The following is a 26659-nucleotide window of genomic DNA, read 5'->3' on the forward strand; positions in this document are numbered from 1 at the left end:
GGTGTATGGCCCCAGCGCCGAGACCGTGCTGGACCGGCTTGTGAAGCTGGAGGCCTGAGCCCACCATGCTGCGCACCACACTGGCCGGCCTGCGGATGCACAAGAGCCGGCTGATCACCACTGCCCTAGCCATCGTCCTCGGCGTCATGTTCGTCTCCGGCACCCTCGTCTTCACCGGGACCCTCAAGGAGGGCTTCAGCTCCCAGGTCATGGGGTCCGCCGACAAGTTCGCCGCGATCGTGCAGCCGGAGGACAACGGCCCCGCCGCCCCCGATGCCGACCCCGAACTGCTGCCGAGCTCGACCCTGGACGAAATCCGGGACCTGCCCGAGGTCGCCAAGGCCGACGGCGTCATCAAGGCCGACGCCCCGCTCCTCGACAAGGAGGGGCGTGCCGTCGGTGCCTTCCCGACAGTGGGCCTGTCGGTCAGCGACGCGACCCGCTACTCGGCCACCGAGGGGCGCCTGCCCGAGGCCGCCGACGAGGTCGCGCTGGCCACCAACACCGCCTCCGAGACCGGCTACGAGGTCGGCGACAAGGTCACGGTGCTCGACCCTGACGGGAAGAAGCACACGTTCACCGTGACCGGCCTGATCGACTTCGGTATCGACCAGGAGCTGGCCTTCATGGGCGTCGTCGCGTTCGCCCCCACGACCGCGGCGGAGATGACCGGCGTCTCGGACTTCACCGAGATCGACGTCGTCGGCGCCGACGGCACCGAGGACACCGCTGTCGCATCGGCCGTCGAGAAGGTGGCGGGCAGCGGCGCCGAGGTCATGACCGGGCAGAAGAAGGGAGAGGAGCTGGCCAAGAGCGCCGGAGCCCAGGCCGACGTGATGGCCACCGCCCTCATGCTCTTCGCCCTGATCTCGGTGTTCGTGGCCGGCATCGTCATCTACAACACCTTCGCCATCCTCATCGCCCAGCGCCAGCGCGAAATGGCCCTGCTGCGGTGCGTCGGCGCCCAACGCGGGCAGGTGTTCCGCAGCGTGCTGATCGAGGCACTGATCGTCGGCCTGGTGGCCTCCGCCCTGGGAGTGCTCGCCGGCATCGGCATCGGGTACGGCGCCTACGTGGTGGGCGGCGAGGCCTTCGGTGCCGGTGGCGCCTCCACGCCCCTGGTCGTCAGCCCGGCGGCGGTGATCGTCGGAATGCTCGTGGGCACCCTGATGACGCTGTTCGCCGCGCTGGTCCCCGCCCTGCGGGCCACCCGGGTACCGCCGCTGGCCGCCCTGCGCACCAGCGCGGTGGCGCATGGCCTCGACAAGGGCGTCGGGTGGAAGCGCATCGCCGGTGGCTCGGTGTTCTTCCTGGCCTCCGCCGGACTGCTCGCTATGGCGCTGCGGGGGGCGCAGGGCCAGATGGGCCTGGTCCTGACAGCGGTGGCGGGCATCCTCGCCTTCATCGGTGTGGTGATCACCGGCCCACTGCTGGTCCGCGCCGTCGTGAGCGTCGTGGGGATCCCCATGCGCAAGGTCGGCGTGCCCAGCATGCTGGCAGCCGACAACGCGCGGCGCAGCCCCAAGCGCGCCGCCACCGCCATGATCGCCCTCACCGTCGGCGCCACCCTCATCACCGGCTACTCCGTCGTCAGTGCCTCGGTCTCCAAGACGATGACCGACATGATGGACAAGCAGTTCCCGGTCGACTACCAGATCTCCCGGCAGGTCGGCATGGATTCGGGTGAAGTCGAGGGCGTCCCGGACGACGTCGCCGACCGCTTGGAGAAGTCCTCGAAGATCGCCACGGTCATCGCTGAGCGCTCCACCTTTCAGGAGAACGGGGGCGAGCCCACCCGGGTCACCGCCTACTTCAATGGCGAGGTCGGCACCGACGTCACCGCCGAGACGACGTCCGGCGACCTGGCCGACCTCGGCCCCGGCAAGGTCGTGCTCTCGGAGGACATGGTGTCCGGCGGGCTCGGGGTGGGCGACACCTACACGCTGGAGACCGAGAAGGGCGAGCGTTCCTTCGAGATCGTCGCGGTCACCAAGGAGTCCGCCCAGATGTTCGGCGCGATCCTGGACAAGGAGGACTTCGCCGCGGACTTCCCGAAGATCAAGGACAACCAGCGGGTCTCGGTGAAGGGCGCCGACGATGCCGAATCGGACGAGGTGCGCAACGCGGTCTACGCCGCGGTCGACGACGACCCGACGCTGCAGGTCACGTCGTTGTCCCAGATGAAGAAGCAGTTCGATGACATGCTTGACACGGCGTTCCTGGCGATCGCGGCCATGCTCGGCCTCGCGATCGTGATCGCGGTGTTCGGCATCGCCAACACCATGGCGCTGTCGGTGCTGGAGCGCACCCGCGAGTCGGCGCTGCTGCGCGCGCTGGGGCTGTCCCGGGGGCAGCTGCGGCGGATGCTCAGCCTGGAGGCGGTCCTGCTGTGCCTGATCGGCGCGGGCGTGGGCATCGGGCTCGGTGTGCTCTTCGGGTGGGCCGCGGGCGCCTCCTCTTTCCGGGGGATGCTGTTCGCCCTCCCCGCCGGGCAGATCGCGGTGTTCATCGCGGTCGCGGTGGTCGCCGGGCTACTGGCGTCGGTGCTGCCGGGCCGCAAGGCCGCGCAGACTTCGATCACCGGGGCTCTCGCCAGCGAGTAGCCGCACCCGGTGCGACGCGGGGCGCTTCCACCGGGCGGCCTGCGCGACACACCGGAGGCGCGGACGGTTCCCTGTCTCGGGGGCCGTCCGCGCCGTAGTGTGTGCCGGGGGTGAGCCGCATGGGCAAGGCGGGGGCCGGCCGGGCCGAAGCGGGCGGCGTCGCCTGGGGAACACCGGCGGCGCGGTGGATCCTGGCCGCGACGATCCTGGGCTCGGGGATGGCGTTCCTCGACTCCACGGTCGTCAACGTCGCACTCCCCGACATCGCCGCCGACCTGGACGCGGGCATGTCGGGGCTGCAGTGGACCGCCAACGGCTACATGATCACGCTCTCGGCGCTGATCCTGCTCAGCGGCTCGCTGGGCGACCGGTTCGGCCGGGTCCGGCTGTTCTCGCTGGGCGTGGCCTGGTTCGCGGTCGCCTCGGCGCTGTGCACCGCGGCGCCGGATCTGTCCTGGCTGGTCGCGGGGCGGGTGCTGCAGGGGGTGGGCGGCGCCATGCTGACGCCCGGCAGCCTGGCCATCATCCAGGCGGGGTTTCGCCGTGAGGACCGGGCACGGGCCATCGGCGCGTGGTCGGGGCTGACGGGGGTGGCCGCGGCGGTCGGACCGTTCGTCGGCGGCTGGCTGGTGGACGCCGGCTCATGGCGGCTGATCTTCCTGATCAACCTGCCGCTGGCCGTGGTGGTACTGGTGATCGCCTGGCGCTTCCTCCCCGAGTCGCGCGACGAGGCCGCACCGGAACGGCTGGACTACCCCGGGGCGGTGCTGGGCGTGGCCGGGCTGGCGGGGATCACCTACGCGCTGATCGAGTCGGGGGCAGCGGAGGTCCCGGTGGCGGCGGTCGCGGCCAGTGCCGTGGTCGGTGCCGCGGCACTGGCGGCCTTCCTCGGGGCCGAGCTGCGCAGCGCCCACCCGATGCTGCCGCTGGGGATCTTCTCCTCAGTGCGGTTCAGCGTGACCAACGCGGTGACCGTGCTGGTCTACGGAACACTGGGCCCGCTGTTCTTCCTGCTGGTGATCTACCTGCAGGAGGTGCGTGCCTACTCCGCGGTCGCCGCGGGTGCGTCCGCGCTGCCGATCACGGTGCTGATGCTCCTGCTCTCCGGTCGCTCGGGGAAACTGGCCGAGCGCATCGGGCCGCGTCCGCAGCTGACGGTTGGCCCGCTGCTGGTGGCCGCCGGGGTGCTCGTGCTGGCGCGGCTCGGCGAACCTGAGCCCGGGAGTACGGCGACGCTGGCTGACTACGCCACGGGCGTGCTGCCCGGGGTGCTGCTGATCGGGCTGGGGCTGTCCGCGGCGGTGGCGCCGCTGACGGCGACGGTGCTGGCCGCGGCGCCCGAACGGCATGCCGGGGTGGCCTCCGGGGTCAACAACACGCTGGCCCGCGGCGCCCAGCTGATCGGCGTGGCGGCGGTGCCCGTGCTGGCCGGGGTCACCGGTGGGCGCGGCATCGCGGGCGGGTTCGGCTCGGCGATGCTGATCCTGGCCGGGCTGAGCGTGCTCGCTGCCCTGTTCTCCCTCCTGCTGCTGCGCCCGAAACCGCAGGCCCCGGCGTTTGAACGCAGCTTCTGCGACGTGTCCGGGCCGCCGATGAGCCGCTGCCCGGGGTCGACTGCGGGCAGCGGCTCATCGGCGCGCGGCTGACCACGGCGACATGGGCGTCACGATCCGCGTTGGCGGTGTCGCTCCCCGTGCGAAACTCTCCTAGCCGGACCGGGAGGATGGCACCCTCGACATATGGGTGTGGGACACGGGGCTGTTGCCGCCGAACCGGTCATCGCCTTCGCGGGCGGGGGACCCAGCGCCACCCTGGCGGTGATCGCCCTGCTGCGCGCTACCACCTGGCTGCGGCTGGGATATGAGGTCGTGCTGCTCGACGAACACGGTCGCCACGCGCGCGGGACCTGCTGCTCGGCAGGCGACGGCCAGCGGCTCGACGCCCCGGTCGGCGCCCTGTCCGCGTTCCCCGACCGCCCTGCCCACCTGCTGGAATGGGCCCGGGGCACCGGGTTGGCATGCGGCCCCAAAACCCACCTGCCCCGCCGGGTCTACGGCGATTACCTCGCGGCGACCCTCGCGCGGACCGCTGATTGGGCGTGGCCGCACGTCGGTGTCCACCAGCGCACGGCCCGCGTCGCCGCGGTCGAGGCCGACGCGGAGGGGGTCGTGCTGCACCTCGCCCCAGGCCGACAGCCGCCCGCCGGAGCCGAGTCGCGGTCCGCCGACCAGGAGCGGCTGCGCGCGGGCTCCGTCGTGGTGGCCACCGGTGACCCGGGGCTCGACGCGCCGCCGCCGATCAGCGGCGTACCCGCGCCGTCGGCCGAGCCGGGACTGGCCAGCTGTCCGCGCGGCGCTCTGATCACCGTCGCGGGCGGCCCGTCCCGCTGCATGTTCGTGGTTGGTCCAGCCCGGCGCGGGCACCGGGCCGATGCTCTCCCGCACATCCGCGATCAGGCGGAACGTCTCGCCGACCTGATCACGGACACGGTGCTGCGCGAGGGCCGCGCCCGCGTGCGGGGCTCTGCGAGGGACGGCGGGCACGGGTAGGGTCAGTCCTCCTGGTGGAGGCCGATGAGGTTGCCGCAGGTGTCGTCGAACACGGCCTGGGTCACCGGGCCCTCCCTGGTGGGCTCCATGATGAAGTGCACGCCCAAGTCGCGCATGCGCTCGTACTCGGCGTGGATGTCGTCGGTGCCCAACGACGTCATGGGGATGCCCGCCTCCATCATCGCGCGCTGGTACTCCTGGGCGATCCGGCTGCCCCCGGGTTCTAGGAGGAGCTGCACGCCATCGGGGTCGGCGGGCGATACGACGGTCAGCCACCGGTCGCCGTCGACGGGAAAGTCGACCTTCTTCTTCAAACGCAGCACGTTGGTGTAGAAGGCGAGCGCCTTCTCCTGGTCGGTGACGTAGACGCTGGTCAAAGCGATCTTGATCATGGGAGGCCTCTTTTTGGGGCGGGTGTGGGCGCGCGGACTGGGCCTGAGTCTGGCACCTCCCGGTGACACGACCGGCGGACGGACACGCACCGGGTCCGGATCGCCGTCCCACCGGCGGTCCGGCGGCACGCTCGGCCCGGGACCGTGCTGGCGGCTACTTCCCTCGGGCGTCGCGCTCGTACCTGCGCAGCCGGAACGGGCGCAGCGCGGACTCGACCTGGACGGCCAAGTCCATCTTGCTGGACCCCTCCTGCCGATCCTCGAAGTGGATGGGGATCTCCACCATCTTCTGCCCGCGCCGGTAGGCGCGGAAGTGCATCTCCACCTGAAAGCTGTAGCCGCTGCTGTGGATGCTCGGCAGGTCGAGAGCCTCCAATGCCTCGCGGCGCCAGAGCTTGAACCCGGCCGTGACGTCGCGGATCGGCATCGCCAGGATCGTCTTGACGTAGGCGTTGGCCCACCCGCTGAGCAGGCGGCGGCGCAGGTCCCAGTGTTCGGAGAGGCTCCCACCGGGAACGTAGCGGCTGCCGATGACGACCCCGGCGCCGGTGGACAGCAGGGTGCCCAGCAGCTGCGGGAGGTAGCCAGGCGGGTGGCTCAGGTCGGCGTCCATCTGGGCGACGAAGTCGGCGCCGTCGTCCAGCGCCCTGGTCATCCCGGCGATATACGCGCGCCCGAGACCGTCCTTGGCGGTGCGGTGCACGACCGTGATGCGCGGCGTGCCCCCGCCCAGTTCCCCATGGTCGGCGGCCAGCTTGTCGGCGATCTCCCCGGTGCCGTCCGGGGAGTTGTCGTCCACGATCACCAGCCGCAGTTCCGGAAGGTCGAGCGCGAAGAGCCGCTCGACCAGGACGGGGAGGTTGTCGGCCTCGTTGTAGGTGGGGACGACAACGGTCACCCGGGCCTGCGACCACGGCTCCGGGAGTGTCACGGGAATCGGCATACAGCGCGCTCCAGGGGATGACGATCGGGCGGGCCGGCGTGGGGAAGCAGCCCACGCGCGGGTAGGCGGTAGCGTACGCCCTCGGACGGCCCCGGCGCTGCCCGTGCCCACCCTCACTGACCAGTATCGGCCGTTCGGCCCCGGGCCGCCAGCGACCTGGGGTCACGCTCGCCGAGCGCGTCGGCCCCCGCAGTACCGGAATCCTTCCGCCCGCCGGGATGCGGACCGCCGGAACACCGGGGCCTACTCGCCCCGGTCGACGTCCAGCACCGCGACGTGCACCAGTGTGCCCATGTCCTCCAGCGTCATCAGGACCTCGGGGTCGGCGTGGTTGTCGGTGATCAGGTGGGCGATGTTCTCCGGCGCCACCGTCTGCACCATGGTGTCGGCGCCGACCTTGGTGTGGTCGGCCAGCACGATCACCTCCTCCGCGCAGGCCGCCAGTGCCCGGTCGGTGCTGCCCACGGCCGGGTTGGGGGTGCTGAGCCCCCGTTGGGCGGTGACGCCGTTGCCGGAGACGAACGCGCGGTGGACCCGCAGCCCGGCCAGCGACTGCTCGGCGGCGGTACCCACGAGCGCGAGTGTCGTGCCGCGCAGGGTGCCGCCGGTCATCACCACCTCCACCCCCGGGGCCGCGGCCAGCACCTCGGCGACGGGCAGCGAGTTGGTCACCACGGTCAGGTTCCGCCGCCCGACGATCTCGCGGGCCAGGGCTTCGGTGGTGCTCCCGGGGCCGAGCACGATCGCGTCGTCGTCCTGCACCAGCCGCGCGGCGGCCGACGCGATGGCGAGCTTCTCGGGGGTGGACGTGCCCGACCGCTGTGTGTAGCTCGGCTCGTGGCCGAGCCGTCCGGGCAGCGCGGCCCCACCGCGCCGCCGGTCGATCAGCCCCTCGGCCTCCAGCACGCGGATATCGCGGCGCACGGTGACCTCGGAGGCGCGGACATGGGCCGCGATATCACGCAGGGCCATGGCCCCGTTGGCGCGCACCAGCTCCAGGATCCGCTCCCGGCGTTCCGCCGCGAACGCGGGCTTGGTCTCCTCGGTCATCCGTGTATCCCCCCTGATCGCGCCGGGTCGTCGGCTCGATCATAGGGCGGGATCAGGCGGGGCGCCTTCAGCCGATGTGCACTCCGTGGGCGTCGAACGACCGGTTGATCTCCTCGTCATCGGCCTGGTCGTCATCGCTCACGTCGCCCGACGCGGCCAGCAGAGCCGTCATGAACAGTCCGACGAGGAGAGCGAACATGGCGAGAGACCCGATTCCGAACATCAGCATGATGGACACGGGGCCTCCTTTAGGGGGACGGACCAACCGGCGCCCCGACTCCCGGTGACGTGAGCCGCGTCACCGCGCGCCGGGGCCTGGAGAACGGATTCCCAGCCGGGTGCGCGGTTACACATCCCGCCCGACCGCGGGCGCGGGGATCAGGCGCGGATGACCGTCACCCCGGCCGCTCGGATCTCGGCCACGATTTGCTCGGGGGCGTCGGTGTCGGTGACCAGAGTGTCGATGGCGGTGACGGGCGCGACGTGGCCCATGGCCACCTGGCCGAGCTTGGTGGCGTCGGCCGCCACGACGGTGCGCTGGGCCGAGCGCATGGCGGCACGTTTGACCGCGGCGTCGCCCAGGTCATAGGCGGTGATCCCGTCGGTGACGGTGAGGCCGCAGCTGCCCAGGACGGTGACGTCGAACCGCACCGCCTGGAGGGAGGCCTCGGTCAGTGGGCCGTGCAGCGTGAGTTCGCCGGGGCGGAGCTCGCCTCCGGCCAGCAGGACCTTGGTCTCGCGGTCGGCGCTGAGTACGTGGGCGGCTTGCAGGCTCAGGGGCATGGCGGTGATGGGTCGCCCGGCCAGGACGCGGGCGACCTCCGCTGCGGTGGTGCCGCCGTCGATGGCCACCGCGTGGCCGGGGCGGATCAGTTCGCCGACGGCCGCGGCGATGCGCTTCTTCGCCCCGGCCGATTGACGCTCGCGCAGCGCGTAGGGCGGTTCCTGGCCGCGTGGGACCAGGCTGACGGCCCCGCCGCGGATCCGCCGCAGCACGCCGTGGGCGGCGAGCTGGTCGAGGTCGCGACGGATGGTCATCTCGGAGTGCCCGGTGAGTTCGGCGAGTTCCACCACGTTCACCTCGCCCGCCTCCCGGATCCGGGCGACGATCAGATCGGTTCTGGCGGCGCTGTCCATACCGGCCATTCAAACACGCGTGATGTTCGAACTGCCGAAGAAGGTCCGTCATCGGTGTTTGAACAAACACTGACCCCGCGTGCGTCAGGCGGGTGGGCGACCCGCCAGAATGGGGGCGTGACGCAAGCGACCTGTGACGTGTGGTGGGCGGACCCGGCCCAGGCGCACCCCGGCCTGTTCGACCTCCTGGACGAGCGCGAACGCGCCCGGCACGCACGCTTCCGGCTGGCGGCCGACCGCGACCGCTTCGTCGTGGCCCACGCCCTGGCGCGACTCGTGTGCGCGCAGCGGGCCGACTGCGCGCCGGAGCAGGTGCGGTTCACCCTGCACTGCAGAAACTGCGAGCTGCGCCGCGAGCCCCGCACCGATCCGCACGGCAAACCGCGGCCCGCGGGAGCGGCGCTCGGTCTGGAGATCTCGATCAGCCACTCCGGCGACCGCGTCGTGCTCGCCGTGACCGACGGCGTCGAGGTGGGCGTCGACGTCGAGGCGGTCGCGGAGGAACGCGACATCGACGGCCTGGCCTCCTACACGCTCACCGCCGAGGAACTCGCGCTGTGGCGCGGGCTGCCGGCCGCGCGGCGGACCCCCGGCTTCTTCCGCTACTGGGCGCGGAAGGAGGCGCTGCTCAAGGCGACCGGGGACGGCCTCTCCGGGGGCTTGGGCACGGTCGGTGTCACCGGTCCGGACGCCGGGGCGCGCGTCGTCTCCTGGGACGCACCCGACGCCCCCGCGGACGTGTGGCTGACGGACCTGGACGCCGGAGCGGACTACCGCGCCGCGCTGGCCGCGCTCGTCCCCGGCCCCCTCGACCTCACCATCCGCGAGGCCGCCCCACTGCTGTGCGCCTGCTGAACCGTGCTTTTCGCATGCTTCGGGGCCGTGGGCGGCCCCCCAGGGCGCGGCACGCAAGCGGCTGCCCGACGTCGATTCAGGTCGGCATGGCGAGTGGAGCGGCGCGGCGAGTGCTGCCCGGGCCTCGCTGCGCGACCATCGTGGAGCGTGCACGGTAGGGGCGCGGCCACGAGCCCGGAATGACGCGAGGAACACGGCCCGAGGGCGGCGTGCTGGCCGGATGCGGTCAGGCGGCCAGCGCCAGTGCGACGCCGAAGGCGGTGAGGGCGACGCCGCTGCCCAGTTCGATGCCCTGGCGGACACGGCGGCGGCGCAGGAACGCGCTCAGCCGCGTGATCGACGTGATGTAGATGAGCCACCACACCGCCGTCAGCGCCACCACGATGGAGCCGAGGACCGCTGTCTGCGCGGTGGCGTTGGCCTGGGAGTCGATGAACTGCGGCAGGGCGGTGAGGAAGAACGCGAGCGGCTTCGGGTTCAGCACGTTGTTGAGCAGCCCCTGCCAGAACGGCGCGCCTCCGCGGCCCGCCGCCGCACCGTCCCCGTGGCCGATCTCGGACGGGTCGCCGGCGACCTCGGCCAGCGTCCCCGAACGCCATCGCCGCCAGAGCCGCACCAGGGCGCTGGCCCCCAAATAGACGAGGTAGGCGGCGCCCGCGAGGCGGAGCACGAGCAGGATGGTGGGGTTCGACGCGACGAGCACCATCAGCCCGGCCACGGCCAGCGCGGCCCAGGCCGCCATGCCCAGGGCGCATCCCGCGGCAGTCGCGAATCCGGTGCGCCGCCCTCCGGTCAGGGTGTTGCGGGTGACCAGGACGAAGTCGGGCCCTGGGAGGACCACGATCAACACCGTGGTGAGCGTGAAGAGGAGCAGGTGCTCTGGCTGCGGCATATCCGATCCCTCCCATCGAGCGAGCCGCGTCACCGCCGTGGCCCGCAACACGACGAAACGACCGGGGCTTGAGCCCGGTCGTTTCACGGAAACAACAGCATAATTATGAAGAGTCTTCGGAGAGTTTGGCAAACTGCCGTGATAAATTCGGTCCATGACCGAAAATATGCGACTTGATTCGACAGACCTGGAGATTCTGCGGGTCTTGCAGAACAATGCACGGATCACCAACCGCGAACTCGCCGCCACGGTGGGGATCGCGGCCTCCACCTGCCTCGACCGCGTCAACCGGATGCGCGAGAACGGCGTCATCCTCGGCTACCGCCTCCAGGTCGCACCGGAGGCCCTCGGGCGGCCCATCCAGGCGTTCCTCACCATCCGCGCCCAGCACCGCCGCGAGCTGCTCACTGCGCTGGCCGAGCACATCCGCGCCCAACCCGAGACCCGTGCGCTCTACCACCTGGCCGGACGCGACGACTTCCTGGTCCTCGTGGCCGCCGAGAGCGTCGCCGACCTGCAGCGGCTCGTCATCGACGAACTCACCGGCCGTCCCGAGATCAACCAGGTGCAGACGACCCTGGTGTTCCAGGAGTGGGAGGGCGGCCCGCTGCTCCCGCCCGATGGGCCGCGGTAGCGGGAGAACGGTCGGGGTGATCGGGGTCACCCCCGCTCGGGCCGCCCGCCGGTCTATTGTGTGCACGTGGCCCCCGCCGGGGCTGGTGGAAGCGCGACCCCACGGGGTCGACCGTCGCAGCAAGAGAAAGGCCGTGCCGTGGCCGTCGGAACCCGCGGAGGCAGTGGCAGCACAGCGAGATCCGCGCCATTATCGCCGGCGACCCCCGCCGATCGGGCTGACGGCCCCGCGGCCGATGCGGAGACGGTTCCGCGGCGGCTGCTCAGCGCGGCCACCCGGCTCTTCGCCGAGAAGGGCTTCGACCGCACCTCGGTGCAGGAGATCGTGGACGCCGCCGGCGTCACCAAGGGCGCGATGTACCACTACTTCGCCTCCAAGGACGACCTGCTCGCCGAGGTCTACGAGCGGATCCTGCGCATGCAGATGACCCGGCTGGAGGAGATCGCCGCCTCCGAGGGGCCGGTCGCCGACCGCCTCGGCCGGGCCGCGGCCGACGTCGTCGTCAGCACCATCGCCAACCTCGACGACGCCACCATCTTCTTCCGCTCGATGCACCAGCTCAGCGCCGCCAAGCAGCGCGAGGTCCGCGCCGATCGCCGCCGCTACCACGAGCTGTTCCGCTCCCTGATCACCGAGGGCCAGCGCGAGGGCGTCTTCGCCGCCCGCGTGCCCGCCGACCTCGTCGTGGACTTCTACTTCGGCTCGGTGCACCACCTCAGCACGTGGTACCGCGCCGACGGCGCCCTGACCCCCGACGAGATCGGGGCGCACTACGCCCGCCTCCTCCTGGACGCCCTCCGCCCCGCACCCGCGCACCCCTGAGCCCGTCCGCGCCCGCCACCCGCGCCGACGGCACTGGAACACCCGCCCCGGGAACGCGCACAACCCCTGCCGCGCTTAGGATTCGGGCGACGAGCACCGACGCCCAGCGCAGAACATGGGGGGACCGCATGACCGAGCGTCCCGACTGGATGAAACCCCGCTTCGACGCCCCGGCACCACCGGCCGAGATCGACACCAGCACCGCCCACCCGGCCCGTATCTGGGACTACTGGCTGGGTGGGAAGGACAATTTCGCGGCCGACCGCGCGACCGGCGACCAGATCCTGCGCGCTATGCCGCAGATGGGCGCCAACGCCCGCGCCGACCGCGCGTTCCTCGGCCGGGCCGTGCGCTACCTGGCGGGGGAGGTCGGCATCCGACAGTTCCTCGACATCGGCACCGGTATCCCCACCGCCGACAACACCCACGAGGTCGCCCAGTCGGTCGCCCCGGACAGCCGCGTCGTCTACGTCGATAACGACCCCATCGTGCTGGCGCACGCCCGCGCCCTGCTGGTCGGCGATGAGCGCGGCACCACCGACTACCTCCACGCGGACCTGCGGAACCCTGCCGCCATCCTGAAGGAGGCCGCCCGCACCCTGGACTTCGACCGGCCGATCGCGGTCATGCTGCTCGGCGTCCTGGAGTTCATCACCGACACCGACGAGGCCGCGTCCATCATCCGCACCCTGATGGACGCCGTGCCCTCCGGCAGCCACCTGTCCGTCTCGCTGTCCACCACCGAGGTGGAGACCGAGGCCATGGAGGAGGCCGCGCGGCTGTGGAACGCGGGCGGCTCCACGCCGCTCGTGCTGCGGACCAAGGACGAGCTCGCCGCCCTGTTCGACGGACTGGTGCTGGTGGACCCCGGCGTCGTCACCTGCCCGGCCTGGCGCCCCGGTGCCGGCGCCGACACCACCCCGGTCGCGCAGTTCTGCGCCGTCGGCCGCACGCCCTGAACATCTCCGCGGACACTGGACCACGGGGACCGGGTGGGTCGATCGCGCTCACGGTCCCCGCATGAGGTAGAACGTCGGCATGACGGAAAGCATGAGTGACAGCGCGCCCGGATGGTTCTCGCCCGAGGAACTGGACGCTGTGCGCCGTCGGCTGCCCATCCTCTATGTCAACGCCGTTCCGGTGCGCGCCGACGACACCGGAATGGTGACCCACGTCGGCCTGCTCCTGCGTGCCGCCCCGGACGGCACCATCAGCCGCGCCCTGGTCTCCGGTCGGGTTCTCTACCACGAGCGCATCCGCGACGCGCTCGTCCGCCACCTGGAAAAGGACCTCGGCCCGATGGCGCTGCCGCACATTCCGGCCTCGCCGCAGCCGTTCACCGTCGCCGAGTACTTTCCGACACCGGGCATCACGCCGTTCCACGACCCGCGCCAGCACGCGGTCTCGCTGGCCTACGTCGTCCCGGTGACCGGGGACTGCCAGCCCCGACAGGACGCGCTCGACCTCGTCTGGTTCACCCCGGAGGAGGCCGCGGGCCCGGCCGTCCAGGAAGAGATGAGCGGGGGCCAGGGGGTCCTGCTGCGCCAGGCGCTGGGCCACGTCAACCGCTTGGTCTGACCCGCCCGCGGCCGGAACGTCCCCGGCGCCGGGGCACCTCCGCCGACGCCCCGGACCTCGGTCCGGGACGGTTGAGCGGGCTCCTCGACAGCGGGGCAAAGGAGCGGTGGCGGCCCCATGCGCGGAGCGTGACGCACCGCGGCATTCGGACCGCTTGCGACATAACCCGAGATTGAAGTGTCCGAAAAGAAACGAACGGGTGGGGAGCCGGGATTCTGGTAGAGAAGATCCATGGTTCCCCCTTACCGCCAGTGCGCCCTGAGTGAGTGCACGTACTGCGCCGGACCGTTCGAGCCCTGTGTCCACTGCCGCGGAACCGGCGTCTGGAGCGCGGAGAAGCCCGCGCGTGAGGCGTCGGGAAGCATCGGGTGGGAGCGGGTCGTCGAAGAGTGCCGCATGTGTGCCGCCACCGGCCGCCACCATGACCCGTCGCGCCTGCTGTGATCCGCCGCCCGGCCGCACGGGCGCGCGTGGCGGTGCCGCAGGCACGCGCCCGCGGCGGCCCCGCGCGTCGTCGTGTCACCGGCCCGGGGGATGCTTCTTGAGGGGACATGCCAGGTCCTCCCACAGGTTGGGGCAGCAGACCACCGCGGTGAACACCTGCTCGCCGCCGTGGAGGCGGTAGTTCCAACAGGCGTCCCGCCCCGCCCCCAATGCCGCCGTGGTCGCCCCTCGGAGATCCTCGGTCGTATTCCACGGCGATGGTTCGACCACCAGGTCGGCGATCCCGTCATGGCACCGCACCATCCATGCCACCCCCGCCGCGGCCGTCTCCCAGGTGCCGCGGTGCATGGGGGGACTCTTCCGCAGCCAATGACAGATCTTCAGCGGAGGGATGTCGGATACCGCGAAGCGGGGGCCGTCCGGGTGGGAATCGTCGATTTCCTTCTGCCGACGTGCCCGCAGGCCGCGCCAGTAGTACCCGTGGAAGTGCATGATCGGACTGTAGCCCACGCCATCCCTGAGTAACCAGGCCCGTACCAAGCGCAGTCGGCCCCGGTGGGGCCAAGCGGAGCCCCGGCCGGTCGCTTCACGGCGGGGCGCGACATTCGGCGCCGGGGGCTGGGCGCCGGGGTGGCGCCGTCGATCCAGTGGTTGCCGAACCACAGGCCGCTGTCGCGGCCCAGGGGCCGGATGGCGGCGCGGATCAGCGGCGCCTCGGAGTGAGATACCGACCGGATGGTATGTTGGTCGCTCTCTGTGGTGTCGAACAGTGGGAGGGCCGACAGTGGTCACGGATACGACGAATCCTCCGGGGCTCGACCCGGCGCGGCTGCGCTCCTACCTTGACGCGGAGCGGCCCGGTCTGGTCGGCGGCGACCTGAGCGCCACCCTGATCGCCGGAGGCCGCTCGAATCTCACCTATGACGTCACCGACGGGCACCGGCGCTGGGTGGTACGCCGCCCGCCGCTGGGCCACGTGCTGCCGACCGCCCACGACATGGCCCGCGAGCACCGCGTGATCACCGCGCTGGCCCCCACCCCCGTCCCGGTGCCCGGCACCGTCCTGTACTGCGACGACCCCGAGGTGATCGGGGCGCGCTTCTACGTCATGGACCACGTCGAGGGCACGCCCTACCGCGCGGCCGACCACCTCGCCCGGCTGGGAGCGCGGCGCACCCGCTCCATCGCCCTGGCGATGATCGACACCCTGGTCGACCTGCACGCCGTCGACCCCGCCGAGGTCGGCCTCGCCGACTTCGGCCGCCCGGAGGGATTCATCGAGCGGCAGCTGCGCCGGTGGGCCACGCAGCTGGCCTCCTCCCGGAGCCGCGACCTCCCCGGCATCGACGAGCTGCAGGCCAAGCTCACCGCCGCCGTACCCGCCTCGCCCGCGCCGACCATCGTCCACGGCGACTACCGGCTCGACAACCTCCTCGTCGACGCCGCTGACGGCATTACCGCCGTGCTCGACTGGGAGATGTCCACCCTCGGCGACCCCCTCACCGACCTGGCACTGCTCATCGCCTACAGCGACCCCGACCTCCCCGCTGTCCCCGGCGTGAGCGACGCCCACCGGGCCGCGGGCTACCCCGGCGGCGACGAGATCACCGAGCGCTACGCCCGACGCTCCGGGCGCGACGTTTCCCGCCTCGACTGGTACGTCGGGTTCGCCTACTTCAAGCTCGCCGTCATCCTTGAAGGGATCCACTACCGCTTCGGCCAGGGGCAGACCGTGGGGGAGGACTTCGACCGGATCGGCGACGCCGTCCCCCGTCTCATCGAGGTCGGCCTCACACGCCTTGGCGCGGACTGACGATGTCGCCCGGGCGGATGAGCTGTGCGTGCGGGTCGCGCTCGCTCAGGTGCGCGCGGTCGTGCGGAGCGCTGAAGTCCAGGAGCGGCCCGGCCGGGACGATCCGCCGCGGGTTGAGCGCGCTGTGCGTGACGAAGTAGTGCCGCTTGATGTGGTCGAAGTTGGTGGTTTCGCGGAACGCGGGCTCGGAGTAGAGGTCGCGGGTGTAGCCCCACAGGTTCGGGTAGTCGACCAGCCGCCGCACATTGGTCTTGAAGTGCGTCACGTAGACGACGTCGAACCGCACCAGGGTCACCCACAGCCGCACGTCGGCCTCGGTGATGTGGTCGCCGAACAGGTAGCGGCGGCTGGACAGCCGCTCCTCCAGGTCGTCGAGGGTCGCGAAGAGCTCGCTGACCGCGGTGTCGTAGGCGGCCTGGCTCGGTGCGAAGCCGCACCGGTAGACCCCGTTGTTGACGGTCGAGTAGACCCGGCGGTTGAGCGTGTCGATATCGGAGCGCATCCCGGGCGGGTACAGCTCGACGCGGTTGCGCGCCCAGGCGTTGAAGCAGGCGTTGAGGTCCGTCGTGATGTCGGGGAAGTTGTTGCTCACGATGCGGCGGGTGAAGGTGTCCCACAGCACCGGGACCGACACGTGGCCGTCGTAGCCGGGCCGGGAGGAGGTGTAGACGTCGCGCAGCAGGGCGAAGTGGCCGACGGTGTCGGGCCCGTGCCCGGGACCCTCGCGAAACGCCCAGCCCCGGCCGTCGCGGATCGGGTCCACGATGCCGACCGAAATCACGTCCTCCAGGCCCTTGAGTTTGCGGACGATGAGCGCGCGCTGCGCCCAGGGGCAGGCGTAGGAGGCGTAGAGGTGGTACCGGCGGGACTCAGCGGGGAACCGCTGGGAGCCGATCCGGCCCCGGAAGGTGTAGGGAGGGCGCTCGAAGGCTGCGGCCCCCGGGCTGGTCATGGACGTGCCGTAGTCGCCGTAGGTGTCGAAGTCGACGGGTGATGCGGTGGTGATGGTCTTCATGGGTCCTCCCCATGCTGCGGGCGGCGGGTAACCCGGGTGCGTCTGCCGCAGACCGGCACGTCTGCTCTGTACCCGCCCAGCCGCCTCCTGACGCGATCGAAATCGATCTTGACCCGCGGTTTTGCCGTCGGGACGCGACGGGGCGCCGCGAGGGGGGCCGGCCCTCGGTTCTGCCGCCCGATTCCCCTACCGCCGGGTAGGTGGATACGCTGCTGTCCGTTCTGACATGGTTGTCGCCGCGCTCATCAGCGCATTCGGAGGTAGTTCACGTTATGTCACGCACGGCACTGGTCACCGGCGGCAGCCGGGGGATCGGCCTGGCCATCGCCCGTGAGCTCGCCACGGCCGGTGACGATGTCGCCGTCACCTACCGCTCGGGCGAGCCACCGGAGGGCCTGTTCGGCGTCCACTGCGATATCACCGACACCGCCGCGGTCGACGCCGCGTTCAAGCAGGTCGAGGAGGCGTACGGCCCGGTCGAGGTCCTGGTGGCCAACGCCGGCATCACCAAGGACCAGCTGCTGGCCCTGATGAGTGAGGAGGACTTCTCCTCGGTCCTGGACACCAACCTCACCGGGGCGTTCCGCGTCGCCAAGCGCGCCGTGCGCGGCATGATGCGCAAGCGCGGCGGCCGGATCGTCCTCATCTCCTCCGTGGTCGGCCTCCTCGGCTCCGGCGGACAGGCCAACTACGCGGCCTCCAAGGCCGGGCTCGTCGGCTTCGGCCGCTCCCTCGCCCGCGAGCTCGGTTCCCGCAACATCACCGTGAACATCGTGGCCCCGGGCTTCATTGAGACCGACATGACCGCGGAGCTGCCCGAGGAACGGCAGGCCGAGATCAAGAAGAGCGTGCCGCTGGGCCGGTACGGATCCGTCGGCGAGATCGCCAAGACGGTGCGGTTCCTCAGCAGCGAGGACGCCGCCTACATCACCGGTGCCGTCATCCCCGTCGACGGCGGCCTCGGTATGGGCCACTGACCTGACCGTCAGCTGACCTGACCAGCACCGGGCGGCGCCCTCGCGCCGCGGTCCCCCCGGTCACCCGCGCGAACGCAGAACAGGATTGAAGACTCCAATGGGAATTCTTGAGGGCAAGCGCATCCTCGTCACCGGGGTGATCACCGACTCCTCGATCGCCTTCCACGTCGCCCGCCTCTGCCAGGAGCAGGGCGCCACGGTCGTGCTCACCGGCTACGGCCGCCTGAGCCTCGTCGAGCGCATCGCGCAGCGCCTCCCCGAGGCCGCGCCGGTGCTCGAACTCGACGTCACCGACGAGGACCACCTCAACAGCCTCGCCGACCGGATCCGCAAGCATGTCGACGGTATCGACGGCATCGTCCACTCCATCGGCTTCACCCCGCAGGGCGCCCTGGGGGGCAACTTCCTCGACACCGCGTGGGAGGACGTCGCCACCGCGATGCACACCTCCACGTTCTCGCTGAAGTCGCTGACCACCGCGGTGCTGCCGCTGATGCGGGACGGCGGCTCCGTGGTCGCCATGGACTTCGACAACAGCGTCTCCTACCCGGTCTACGACTGGATGGGCGTCGCCAAGTCCGGGCTCACCTCCACCGCCCGCTACCTGGCCCGCTACCTCGGCGACCAGAAGATCCGGGTCAACCTCGTCTCCGCCGGGCCGCTGCGCACCATGGCCGCGCGCAGCATCCCCGGCTTCGACGAGCTCGCCGGGCACTGGCCCGAGCGCGCCCCGCTCGGCTGGGACACCGCCGACCCCGAGCCGGCCGCGCGCGCCGTCGTGGCGCTGCTGTCCGACTGGTTCCCGGCCACCACCGGCGAGATCGTCCACGTCGACGGCGGGTTCCACTCCACGGGAGCATAGGCTGGACTTCCCCCCTTTCGTGATCACCGCGGGCGCCCCCTGGCCTCCAGGGGGCGCCCGCGACCGCGTTCGGGGGGACGGGCAGCAGCCACATCAGAGAGGACACAGCGCAATGGATCTCGGACTCCAGGGAGCCAGGGTCGTCGTCACCGGGGCGAGCCGGGGCATCGGCCGCGCCATCGCCCAGACCTTCGCCGATGAGGGGGCCGACCTGGCCATCTGCGCCCGGTCGGCCGATCCGCTGAAGCGAGCCGCCGAGGAGCTGCGGCGGACCGGCGGCACCGTCGTGGAGCAGGCGGTCGACGTCACCGACGCGGAGGCGCTGCGCGGCTTCATCGCCCAGGCGGCCGACGATCTCGGCGGCATCGACGTGCTGGTGTCCAACGTCTCCGGCGGCAGCGCCGCCACCCCCGACCAGTGGGAGCGCGGCCTGACCACCGACATCCTGCCGTTCGTGCGGATGGCCGAGTACGCCGGGCCGCACCTGGCCGCCTCCGAGCGCGGCGGGTCCGTGGTGCTCATTTCCACCACCTCCGCGCTCCACGTCACCGCCCCCTCCGGCCCCACGGCCTACGGGGCGATCAAGGCGGCGCTCAACCACCACGCGTCCGCCCTCGCCCGCACGCTGGCCGCCGAGGGCGTGCGGGTGAACACGGTCTCGCCCGGCCCCATCGAGTTCCCGGGCGGCGGCTGGGAGCGCCGCAAGCACAGCGACCCGGACTTCTACGAGAGCGTTCGGGCCAGAATCCCCTACGGGCGCCTGGGGCGCCCCGACGAGGTCGCCCGCGCCGTTGCCTACCTGGGCAGCCCGGCGGCGAGCTTCATCACCGGTACCAACCTGGTGGTCGACGGCGCGTTCCTCGACCGCGTCTGACACGCGCGTCAGAGCGGCGCCGGTCCGTGGGGCAGAGCGCTACGGACCGGCGCCGCGCCGCCTCCCTCCTCCCGACGGCGGTGCGCGGGCGCGACGGATGGGGGAAGGGGGAAGGGGTCATTCGGCTGCGGCCACCAGCCCCAGTTCGTCGGCGGCCTGGGCGCGCAGTTCCACCTTGCGGACCTTGCCGCTCACCGTCATCGGGAAGGACTCCACCACGCGCACGTAGCGGGGGATCTTGTAGTGCGCGAGCCGGTCGCGGCAGAATTCGGCGACCTCGTCGCGGGTCGGCGGGTCGGCGGGGTCGCGGGGAATGACGCAGGCCAGGATCTCCTCGCCGTACTTCGCGTCGGGAACCCCGATGACCTGCACGTCGGACACCTTGGGGTGGGCGTAGAGGAACTCCTCGATCTCGCGAGGATAGATGTTCTCCCCGCCCCGGATGATCATGTCCTTGATCCGGCCGACGATGGCCGCGTAGCCGTCGTCGCGCATGACCGCCAGGTCGCCGGTGTGCATCCACCGCCCGGCGTCAACGGCCTCGGCGGTCTTCTCCGGTTCCTCCCAGTAGCCGGCCATCACCGAGTACCCGCGCGTGCACAGCTCTCCCGGCACGCCCCGGGGCACGGTCACCCCGGTGGCCGGATCGACGACCTTGATCTCCACGTGCGGCATCACCCGGCCCACCGTCGCGGTTCGGCGCTCCAGGTCGTCGTTGACCCGGGTCATCGTGGACACCGGAGAAGTCTCGGTCATCCCGTAGCAGATGGCGACCTCGGGCATGTGCATCTCCGACATCACCCGCTTCATGATCTCCTCAGGGCAGGGTGAGCCCGCCATGATGCCGGTACGCAGGCTGGAGAGGTCGTAGTCGGCGAAGTCCGCGAGCCCCAGCTCGGCGATGAACATCGTCGGTACCCCGTACAGCGAGGTGGCCCGCTCGGTGGCGGCGGCGTGCAGGGTGGCGGCCGGTTCGAAGGACGGCGCGGGGATGACCACGCAGGCGCCGTGGCTGGTGGCCGCGAGGTTACCCATGACCATGCCGAAGCAGTGGAAAAAGGGCACCGGCAGGCAGACGCGGTCGTGCTCGGTGTAGCCCAGCAGCTCGCCCACGAAGTAGCCGTTGTTGAGGATGTTGTGGTGCGACAGCGTGGCGCCCTTGGGGAAACCGGTCGTCCCCGACGTGTACTGGATGTTGATCGGGTCGTCGCAGGACAGCCCGGCGGCGCGCTCGGCGAGCCGCTCCTGCTGCATGCCGGCGCCCAGGTCCACCAGCAGGTCCCAGCTCGGGTCGTCGAGGTAGACGACGTCGCGCAACTCGGGGCAGCGCTCCCGGCTCTGTTCGGCTATCCGGCGGTAGTCGCCGGTCTTGTGCCGCTGGGCCGCCACCAGCAGTCGCACACCCGACTGGTTGAGCACGAACTCCAGCTCGTGCGAGCGGTAGGCGGGGTTGATGTTCACCATGATCGCGCCGACCTTGGCGGTGGCGTACTGCACTAGCGCCCACTCGGGCCGGTTGGGAGACCAGATCCCCACCCGGTCGCCGCGCTCGATCCCCATGGCGAGCAGGCCGAGCGCCACGTCGTCGACGGCCGCCGCGAACTGCGCGTACGTCCACCGCCGACCCGAGGGAACGTCCACGAGCGCCTCTCGGCCTGGTAACGCCTCCACGGTCCGGTCCAGGTTCTCCCCGATGGTGTCGCCCAGCAGCGGTTGGGGGGAGGCACCGCTGGTATAGGACTTGGTCATGGTCGTCGTCCTTCGCTTCGGTCGCGTTCGCTCGGCGTCGGGGGACGCAGTACGATCGTGAGCGATGTGACCCGCGTCTCCCTACCCCCGAATGGGGGTAACGGGACGCCACCGGCCGCACCCGAACGGGGATCGGTATGCACGCCCGCGCGTCCCACGGCGACGACCTCGCGGAGATCCGCGCCGCACTGCCCCGCCTGCGCCGCGACAGCGGGTTGCCGGTGGTCTTCGGCGGCGCCGCCGGCTCCGGGGGCCGGGTCCGCTACAGCGAACTCACCGGAACCCGCACCGACGCGATCCGCGGTCTGGTCGTCGAACCGGGGCGCGGGCTGGGCGGCAAGAGCCTCGCGACCCGCCGTCCGGTCTGGGTGCGCGACTACATCACGGCCGACGCCATCAGCCACGAGTACGACGCGGCCGTCCGCGCCGAGAAGCTCGGGGCGATCATCGCGGTCCCCGTGGTGGTGCGCGACCAGCCGCGCGGCCTGCTGCTCGGAGGCCTGCGCCAGACCCTGCCCATCGGCGACCGCGCCATCGCGGCCGTCCACGCCGCCGCGCGCGGTGTCGAGCAGGAGATCGTGGTGCGCGATGAGGCGCAGCGGCGCCTGCTCGACCTCCAGCGGGTACGCGCCGGCCAGACGGGGGCCGCCCCCTCAGCCTCCAAGTGGGAGGAGATCCGGGTGCTCAACGCCGAACTGCGTTCGCTGGCCGGACGGGTGGTCGACCCCGACCTCCAGGCGCGGCTGCTGGACGTCAGCTCGCGGATGGCCTCCGCCGCCGACGAGCAGGGCGCGCGGCGGGACACGCCCGCGCTGGCGCCGCGCGAGCTGGACGTGCTCGCGTGTGCCGCGCTGGGCTGCACCAACGCCGGGATCGCCACGCAGCTGGGGCTGCGGCCGGAGACGGTGAAGAGCTACCTGCGCTCAGCCATGCGCCGCCTGGGCGCGCACACGCGTCTGGAGGCGGTCAGCGAAGCGCGCCGCCAGGGGATGCTGCCCTGATTCTTTGGCGCTGCCGTTGACCCGCCTCGGCGCGGACCGTGCATTTCTCGATTGGCCTGATTTAGTGTGAATTGTCGAACGCGATGGATGCTCTTTGTTGTCTGTGTGAATACGTGATTGCCCTTCCGGGTATCCGTTCCTGAAGACTGTGGATCGTGTTTCGGGGGGTGGGCATAATGGCGGATGCGGTGAATTATCCGGTGCGGGTCGAGGGGCATATCGATGCGGTATCGCGATGGCTGTGGCTGGTCAAGTGGATCCTGGCCATCCCACATTGGATCATCCTGTTCTTCCTGCGGATCGCGTTCGCGATTCTGACGGTGATTGCGTTTTTCGCGATCCTCATCACCGCCCGCTATCCCGAGCCCATCTTCAGGTTCAATGTCGGGGTGCTGCGCTGGCGCTGGCGCGTCAACTTCTACACGTACTGGGCGCTGGGCACCGACCGGTATCCGCCGTTCACCCTGGCGGCCGTCGAGGACTATCCGGCGCGGTTCGAGGTCGACTACCCCCAACGGCTGTCCCGCGGGCTCGTCCTGATCAAGTGGTGGCTGCTGGTCATCCCGCACCTGATCGTGGTGGGCTTCTTCACCGGCATCACGGCCTGGATGACGCGCCAAGAGGACATGCCCGGGGTGTGGACCGACGAGCACAACACCTACGTGGCCGTCCCGGGCCTGCTGTTCGTCCTGGTCGTCTTCGCCGCCATCGTCCTGCTGTTCACCGGCGGCTACCCGCGCGGGATCTTCGACTTCGTCCTGGGCATGAACCGGTGGGTGCTGCGTGTGATCGCCTACCGCTCCCTGATGACCGACCGCTACCCGCCGTTCCGCATCGATCTGGGCGGCCGCGACCCGCACCCGTCGGCCCCGCCGCCCACCGCTCCGTCCAGCGGCGACGACATGCCCGTGGCCGGCGGCGGAACGGCCTGAGAAGCGGCACGCGGCCGCCCCCTCACCCCTCCCGCAGGATCGGGACCAGGCGGGTGTGCCGGGAGATGGACGGAGTCTCCCGGACGGCCTGGGCGAGGGCGGGACCGGCCGCGTGCACGATCGACAGGTGCCGCAGCGCGCGGGTGGCGGCCGTGTAGACCTGCGGCCGCGACCCGCGGGTCTCCGGGCCGAACACTGCGATGACCGCGGGCCAGTGCCCGCCGTGCGCCGCCGCAACGGTGACAGCCCATCCCGGGCGCAGGTGCGCGGGGTCGGCGACCGGGGCCGACGTGCCGTCCGGGAGCTCCACGGCCAGCCCGCCGTCCCCGACCTCGCGCAGGTAGCCGATATCGCCCGCCGTGTAGCCCGGGCCGTCGGCCGCGAGCAGCACCCGGTCGCCCGGGTCCACGCCGTTGTGGGCCCCCGGGCCGGCGTTGAACCGGGCCTTGCAGGCGGCGTTGAGCGCGTCGGTGCCCGCCTCGCCGCCGCGCGTGGCCGCGACGATCTGGGTCTCCTCGGCCGGGACGCCCAGGGCGCGCGGGATGGAGTCGGTGATGAGCTGGAGCGCCCGGTGCGCCGCCTCACTGCCGGAACCCGCGGGGATGGCCACGACCTCCCGCCCAGGGGCGGACACCTCGCCCAGCTCGCCGACCGCTACTCGCGCGGCCAGCTCGGCGAGCGGGTCGGGCTCCGCCCCGGCCGGCAGCTGCGCCACGGCCACGGTGCCGGACGCGACCAGGTCGGCGACCACCTGTCCCGGCCCGGCCGAGGGCGCCTCGGCGGGGTCGGCGAGCAGCACCAGGTGGGTTGCGTCGGCGCAGGCCTCGACCAGTGCCGCGGCGTGCTCCACGTCGAGCGCCATGGCGTCGGTGACGATCACCAGACCGGCCTCGATCGGCCGCTCGGTCCCGCGCCCGAACACGCCCGGACCGCGGCACTCCAGCAATCTGCCCAGCGGCACGACTTCAGCGGTGGCGGCACCCGTGCCCAGAGCGGCCAGCTGCGCGTTGAGCCCCGCCGCGGACTGCGCGGTGGGCGCGGCGAGGGCGACGCCGACCTCGCTTCCGGCCGCGATGTCGGCGGCGCACGCCAGGACGCGCGCCACGACCCCGGCCCCGCGCGCCCCCGCGCCGTGCGGCAGCACGCACACGCCGCGCAGCGCCACCGTGACGAGCGCGGCCGCGGTCTCCGGGGCGACCTCGACCCCCAGCCGCTCCGCTGTGGCCTCGACCGTCTCGGCGGCGGTCGCGGAGTCCATGAGGGGCTCGCTGGTGCCCGACAGCCGCGCCAGCCCCTCACCCAGGTCCTGTTCGGCCAGTCCGACCCGTGCCAGCCCGTAGAAGCGCTCGGGATCGGGCATCTCCGCGACCTCCCCGCCCTCGCCGAAGGGGTCGTCGTCCGGGACGACCTCGAAGGCCATGACCTCGCCGCCGTCGAGGGCGGCCGTCATGGCGGGTTCGGGGGAGGCGATCCCCATCGACCGCATCGCCCGGGCCAGACGCCGCTCCTCGATGGCGGTGTGCCCCTCGCGCGAGGCGCGGTGCAGCAGACGGGCGACGACGGCCCGACCGCGCCTCGGGTCGTCGGGGGAGGCGGTGGCGTCGCCGAGCGCCCGGCGGGCACAGTAGTCGGCCTGCTCCAGGGTGACGTGGGGGAGCTCCAGCAGCCGCCACGGGTCCGCGGTGAGCTCGGTGGGGGCGCCCGGCCCCAGAGCGGCCACCAACGGCTCCGCCAGCGCCTCAGGCGCGCCCATGCGCGCCAGTACGGCGCGGGTGCGCTCCGCGGGGCCGCCGCCCCCGGATCCCGCCGCGATCGGCGCCTCGGACATCGGGGATGTTCCTCTCTGCGGGACGGTGGTCACTCGTCCCTGGGAGCTTAGCGAGAACACCCCGGCGGTTCGGCCGCGGCGACGGGCGCTGTGGACAACCGGACCCGTCCCACCGGGGTCACACGGGGACGAACGGCGGGGCCGTGTCAATCCGCGCCCCTAATCCCCGGACGGCGACCGAATCCCCGCGGAAGCTTCGATGGACCTTCGGTGAAGAACCGGTGAACAGTTCGCGCCCCAGCGCCGGGCGCTCCGAGCCGCGCCGCCCAGCGTCGCGCGGCGGGCGCGCCGTCACCGCATCGGGGCCGAGGAGGCGTCGTCGAGCGCTTCCCGGATCTCCCGGGGCAACTCGACATCCTCGGCGGCGAGCACGTCGTCGAGCTGGGCGGCGGTGCGCGGCCCGACGACCGCCGAGGTCACGCCCGGCCGGTCGCGCACCCAGCTCAGGGCGACGGCCAGGGGCGAGACCCCGAGCCCGTCGGCGGCCGTGCACACGGACTCGACGATGCGGCGGCTGCGCTCGTCCAGGTAGGGCTCGACATACGCGGCCATGTGCGGCAGCGCGGCGCGCGATCCCTCGGGGACGCCGTTGCGGTACTTGGCGCTCAGCACCCCGCGTCCCAGCGCCGACCAGGCGATCACCCCCGCTCCGCGGTCGACCGCGGCGGGCAGCAGGTCGTGCTCGGCCCCCCGGTTGAGCAGCGAGTACTCCGTACCGGTGGTGATCACGGGCGCGCGCCCACCGCCGGGGGCGGCCTGCTGCCAGGTGGCGTAGGTGGCGAACTGCCAGGCCGCCAGCCCGCCGACGCCGATGTAGCGCACCTTGCCCGAGGCCACGGCGGTGTCCATCGCCGCGAGGGTCTCGGCCGGCGGCGTATCGGGGTCGTGGACGTGCAGCTGCCACAGGTCGATGTAGTCGGTGCGCAGGCGGCGCAGGGAAGCGTCCAGCGACGCCAGCAGGTGGCGCCGCGAGGTGTCGCACGGGCGGTAGCCCTCGGGGGTGTGCCCGGCCTTGGTGGCGATGATCACGTCGTCGCGCCGGATGACCCCGGTGAGCAGCCGCCCGATCATGCGTTCGCTGTGCCCGCCGGTGTAGATATCGGCCGTGTCGACCAACGTTCCCCCGGCATCCACAAAGGAGGTGAGCTGGTCGCCGGCCTCCTCCTCCGAGGTGTCCTTTCCCCAGGTCATAGTGCCTAGAGCAGTGCGTGACACCCAGAGTCCCGACCCGCCCGCCTGTCGCTGTTCCATGGCGCGGAGAGTACCGCGTCACGTCCCGATCGGCGGTGATCCGCTCCGGGAAGGGCCGATGGTGGCCGCACGTCACAGCGCCTCCCGGGGCTCGATCGCCCCTTCCGACCCGCCGCGGACCCGGCCGCGCGGCGGGCGGTCGGCGGACCGAAAACCGGGGCACGGTCCGTTTTCTCCGCCGTCGATCGGTGCACGCGGCGTTCAGGCCCCCTGCGGAGAGGAGCCCGGGGTCTTCGGGTTCGGGGGAATCGCCCCGTAGTGGCGTGGTAACGTGCGGTTCCCGCGCGCGCCCTCCACACCCGCCTCGCTGGGCGAGGGGACGGCCGCGCCGGGGCGCCGGAGCGTGAAGGTCCGCCGGGTGCGATTGCCGGTGCGCGGGGCGGCGGCCCTCCGTGGTTGGCGGGCTTCCGGCCGCCTGGACGCGGGGTTCCCCCAGCACCCGGTGGCGGCGTTCGCTT

Annotated in this window: 26 protein-coding genes; 15 read left to right on the forward strand and 11 right to left on the reverse strand. The window is 71.9% G+C overall.

Features of this window, described 5'->3' with window-relative positions; translation table 11 throughout:
• The first annotated feature begins 65 nt into the window (after positions 1-65).
• From ABD259_RS18340 to ABD259_RS18350, 3 genes are all read left to right on the forward strand, one after another.
• Positions 66-2603, forward strand: a complete 2538-nt coding sequence (locus ABD259_RS18340) for an ABC transporter permease (protein WP_344106138.1) — start codon at positions 66-68, stop codon at positions 2601-2603.
• Positions 2604-2722: 119 nt separating this feature from the next.
• Entirely contained in the window at positions 2723-4249 is a 1527-nt protein-coding gene (locus ABD259_RS18345) for an MFS transporter (RefSeq protein ID WP_344106136.1), read from the forward strand.
• Positions 4250-4342: 93 nt separating this feature from the next.
• Positions 4343-5152, forward strand: a complete 810-nt coding sequence (locus ABD259_RS18350) for an FAD/NAD(P)-binding protein (protein ID WP_344106134.1) — start codon at positions 4343-4345, stop codon at positions 5150-5152.
• A 2-nt stretch (positions 5153-5154) separates the two neighbouring features.
• Here ABD259_RS18350 and ABD259_RS18355 read toward each other — a convergent pair whose 3' ends face one another.
• From ABD259_RS18355 to ABD259_RS18375, 5 genes are all read right to left on the reverse strand, one after another.
• Complete coding sequence (locus ABD259_RS18355; protein ID WP_344106132.1) at positions 5155-5544, reverse strand: VOC family protein; 390 nt, start codon at positions 5542-5544, stop codon at positions 5155-5157.
• Between the two features lie 154 nt (positions 5545-5698).
• Positions 5699-6487 carry a polyprenol monophosphomannose synthase gene (locus ABD259_RS18360; protein ID WP_344106130.1) on the reverse strand — a complete coding sequence of 263 codons (789 nt, stop codon included), beginning with the start codon at positions 6485-6487 and terminating at the stop codon, positions 5699-5701.
• A gap of 243 nt (positions 6488-6730) precedes the next feature.
• Positions 6731-7537 (reverse strand): DeoR/GlpR family DNA-binding transcription regulator, encoded by an 807-nt coding sequence (locus ABD259_RS18365; protein ID WP_344106128.1) that lies wholly within the window; start codon positions 7535-7537, stop codon positions 6731-6733.
• A 67-nt stretch (positions 7538-7604) separates the two neighbouring features.
• Complete coding sequence (locus ABD259_RS18370) at positions 7605-7775, reverse strand: hypothetical protein (protein WP_344106126.1); 171 nt, start codon at positions 7773-7775, stop codon at positions 7605-7607.
• 140 nt (positions 7776-7915) lie between these two features.
• Positions 7916-8674, reverse strand: a complete 759-nt coding sequence (locus tag ABD259_RS18375; RefSeq protein ID WP_344106124.1) for a DeoR/GlpR family DNA-binding transcription regulator — start codon at positions 8672-8674, stop codon at positions 7916-7918.
• Between the two features lie 117 nt (positions 8675-8791).
• Between ABD259_RS18375 and ABD259_RS18380 the strand changes: the two genes are divergently transcribed.
• The gene (locus tag ABD259_RS18380; protein WP_344106121.1) at positions 8792-9529 is read left to right on the forward strand and encodes a 4'-phosphopantetheinyl transferase family protein; all 738 of its coding nucleotides are present in this window, start codon (positions 8792-8794) and stop codon (positions 9527-9529) included.
• A 226-nt stretch (positions 9530-9755) separates the two neighbouring features.
• Here the strand turns inward: ABD259_RS18380 and ABD259_RS18385 are convergent, their stop codons facing one another.
• Positions 9756-10421, reverse strand: a complete 666-nt coding sequence (locus ABD259_RS18385) for a LysE family translocator (RefSeq protein ID WP_344106118.1) — start codon at positions 10419-10421, stop codon at positions 9756-9758.
• Positions 10422-10575: 154 nt separating this feature from the next.
• On the opposite strand from ABD259_RS18385, the gene ABD259_RS18390 reads away from it, so the two are divergent.
• The 5 genes from ABD259_RS18390 (at position 10576) to ABD259_RS18410 (ending at position 13899) form a co-directional block, all read left to right on the forward strand.
• On the forward strand, positions 10576-11055 hold the full coding sequence (locus ABD259_RS18390; protein WP_344106116.1) for an Lrp/AsnC family transcriptional regulator: 480 nt from the start codon (positions 10576-10578) through the stop codon (positions 11053-11055).
• A 258-nt stretch (positions 11056-11313) separates the two neighbouring features.
• The gene (locus ABD259_RS18395) at positions 11314-11877 is read left to right on the forward strand and encodes a TetR/AcrR family transcriptional regulator (RefSeq protein WP_344106144.1); all 564 of its coding nucleotides are present in this window, start codon (positions 11314-11316) and stop codon (positions 11875-11877) included.
• A gap of 128 nt (positions 11878-12005) precedes the next feature.
• Positions 12006-12836, forward strand: a complete 831-nt coding sequence (locus ABD259_RS18400) for an SAM-dependent methyltransferase (protein ID WP_344106114.1) — start codon at positions 12006-12008, stop codon at positions 12834-12836.
• A gap of 79 nt (positions 12837-12915) precedes the next feature.
• Positions 12916-13455: an NUDIX hydrolase family protein gene (locus tag ABD259_RS18405; protein ID WP_344106112.1), complete on the forward strand. Its 540-nt coding sequence runs from the start codon at positions 12916-12918 to the stop codon at positions 13453-13455.
• A 231-nt stretch (positions 13456-13686) separates the two neighbouring features.
• Positions 13687-13899, forward strand: a complete 213-nt coding sequence (locus ABD259_RS18410; protein ID WP_344106110.1) for a hypothetical protein — start codon at positions 13687-13689, stop codon at positions 13897-13899.
• Positions 13900-13974: 75 nt separating this feature from the next.
• On the opposite strand, the gene ABD259_RS18415 is transcribed toward ABD259_RS18410, so the two are convergent.
• Complete coding sequence (locus tag ABD259_RS18415) at positions 13975-14391, reverse strand: hypothetical protein (protein WP_344164155.1); 417 nt, start codon at positions 14389-14391, stop codon at positions 13975-13977.
• Between the two features lie 292 nt (positions 14392-14683).
• On the opposite strand from ABD259_RS18415, the gene ABD259_RS18420 reads away from it, so the two are divergent.
• Entirely contained in the window at positions 14684-15712 is a 1029-nt protein-coding gene (locus tag ABD259_RS18420) for a phosphotransferase family protein (protein ID WP_344106106.1), read from the forward strand.
• Here ABD259_RS18420 and ABD259_RS18425 read toward each other — a convergent pair.
• Positions 15690-16727, reverse strand: coding sequence for a glutathione S-transferase family protein (locus tag ABD259_RS18425; protein WP_344106104.1), 1038 nt, complete (start codon positions 16725-16727; stop codon positions 15690-15692). The genes ABD259_RS18420 and ABD259_RS18425 overlap by 23 nt on opposite strands.
• Before the next feature lie 272 nt (positions 16728-16999).
• Between ABD259_RS18425 and fabG the strand changes: the two genes are divergently transcribed.
• From fabG to ABD259_RS18440, 3 genes are all read left to right on the forward strand, one after another.
• The gene (fabG, locus tag ABD259_RS18430; protein ID WP_344106102.1) at positions 17000-17704 is read left to right on the forward strand and encodes a 3-oxoacyl-[acyl-carrier-protein] reductase; all 705 of its coding nucleotides are present in this window, start codon (positions 17000-17002) and stop codon (positions 17702-17704) included.
• A 97-nt stretch (positions 17705-17801) separates the two neighbouring features.
• On the forward strand, positions 17802-18566 hold the full coding sequence (fabI, locus tag ABD259_RS18435) for an enoyl-ACP reductase FabI (RefSeq protein WP_344106100.1): 765 nt from the start codon (positions 17802-17804) through the stop codon (positions 18564-18566).
• 112 nt (positions 18567-18678) lie between these two features.
• A complete protein-coding gene (locus ABD259_RS18440) occupies positions 18679-19440 on the forward strand; it encodes an SDR family NAD(P)-dependent oxidoreductase (RefSeq protein WP_344106098.1) in 762 nt (253 codons plus the stop codon).
• 117 nt (positions 19441-19557) lie between these two features.
• Here the strand turns inward: ABD259_RS18440 and ABD259_RS18445 are convergent, their stop codons facing one another.
• Entirely contained in the window at positions 19558-21189 is a 1632-nt protein-coding gene (locus tag ABD259_RS18445; protein WP_344164158.1) for an AMP-binding protein, read from the reverse strand.
• A gap of 137 nt (positions 21190-21326) precedes the next feature.
• On the opposite strand from ABD259_RS18445, the gene ABD259_RS18450 reads away from it, so the two are divergent.
• Both ABD259_RS18450 and ABD259_RS18455 read left to right on the forward strand, forming a co-directional pair.
• Positions 21327-22190 (forward strand): helix-turn-helix transcriptional regulator, encoded by an 864-nt coding sequence (locus ABD259_RS18450; RefSeq protein WP_344164161.1) that lies wholly within the window; start codon positions 21327-21329, stop codon positions 22188-22190.
• 176 nt (positions 22191-22366) lie between these two features.
• Positions 22367-23122, forward strand: coding sequence for a DUF4389 domain-containing protein (locus ABD259_RS18455; protein ID WP_344106092.1), 756 nt, complete (start codon positions 22367-22369; stop codon positions 23120-23122).
• Positions 23123-23144: 22 nt separating this feature from the next.
• Here ABD259_RS18455 and ABD259_RS18460 read toward each other — a convergent pair whose 3' ends face one another.
• On the reverse strand, positions 23145-24950 hold the full coding sequence (locus tag ABD259_RS18460; RefSeq protein WP_344164164.1) for a helix-hairpin-helix domain-containing protein: 1806 nt from the start codon (positions 24948-24950) through the stop codon (positions 23145-23147).
• Positions 24951-25241: 291 nt separating this feature from the next.
• Positions 25242-26201 (reverse strand): aldo/keto reductase, encoded by a 960-nt coding sequence (locus tag ABD259_RS18465; protein WP_344106088.1) that lies wholly within the window; start codon positions 26199-26201, stop codon positions 25242-25244.
• Positions 26202-26659 lie beyond the last annotated feature (458 nt).

Source organism: Nocardiopsis rhodophaea (assembly GCF_039530945.1).
Lineage (GTDB): Bacteria > Actinomycetota > Actinomycetes > Streptosporangiales > Streptosporangiaceae > Nocardiopsis_C > Nocardiopsis_C rhodophaea.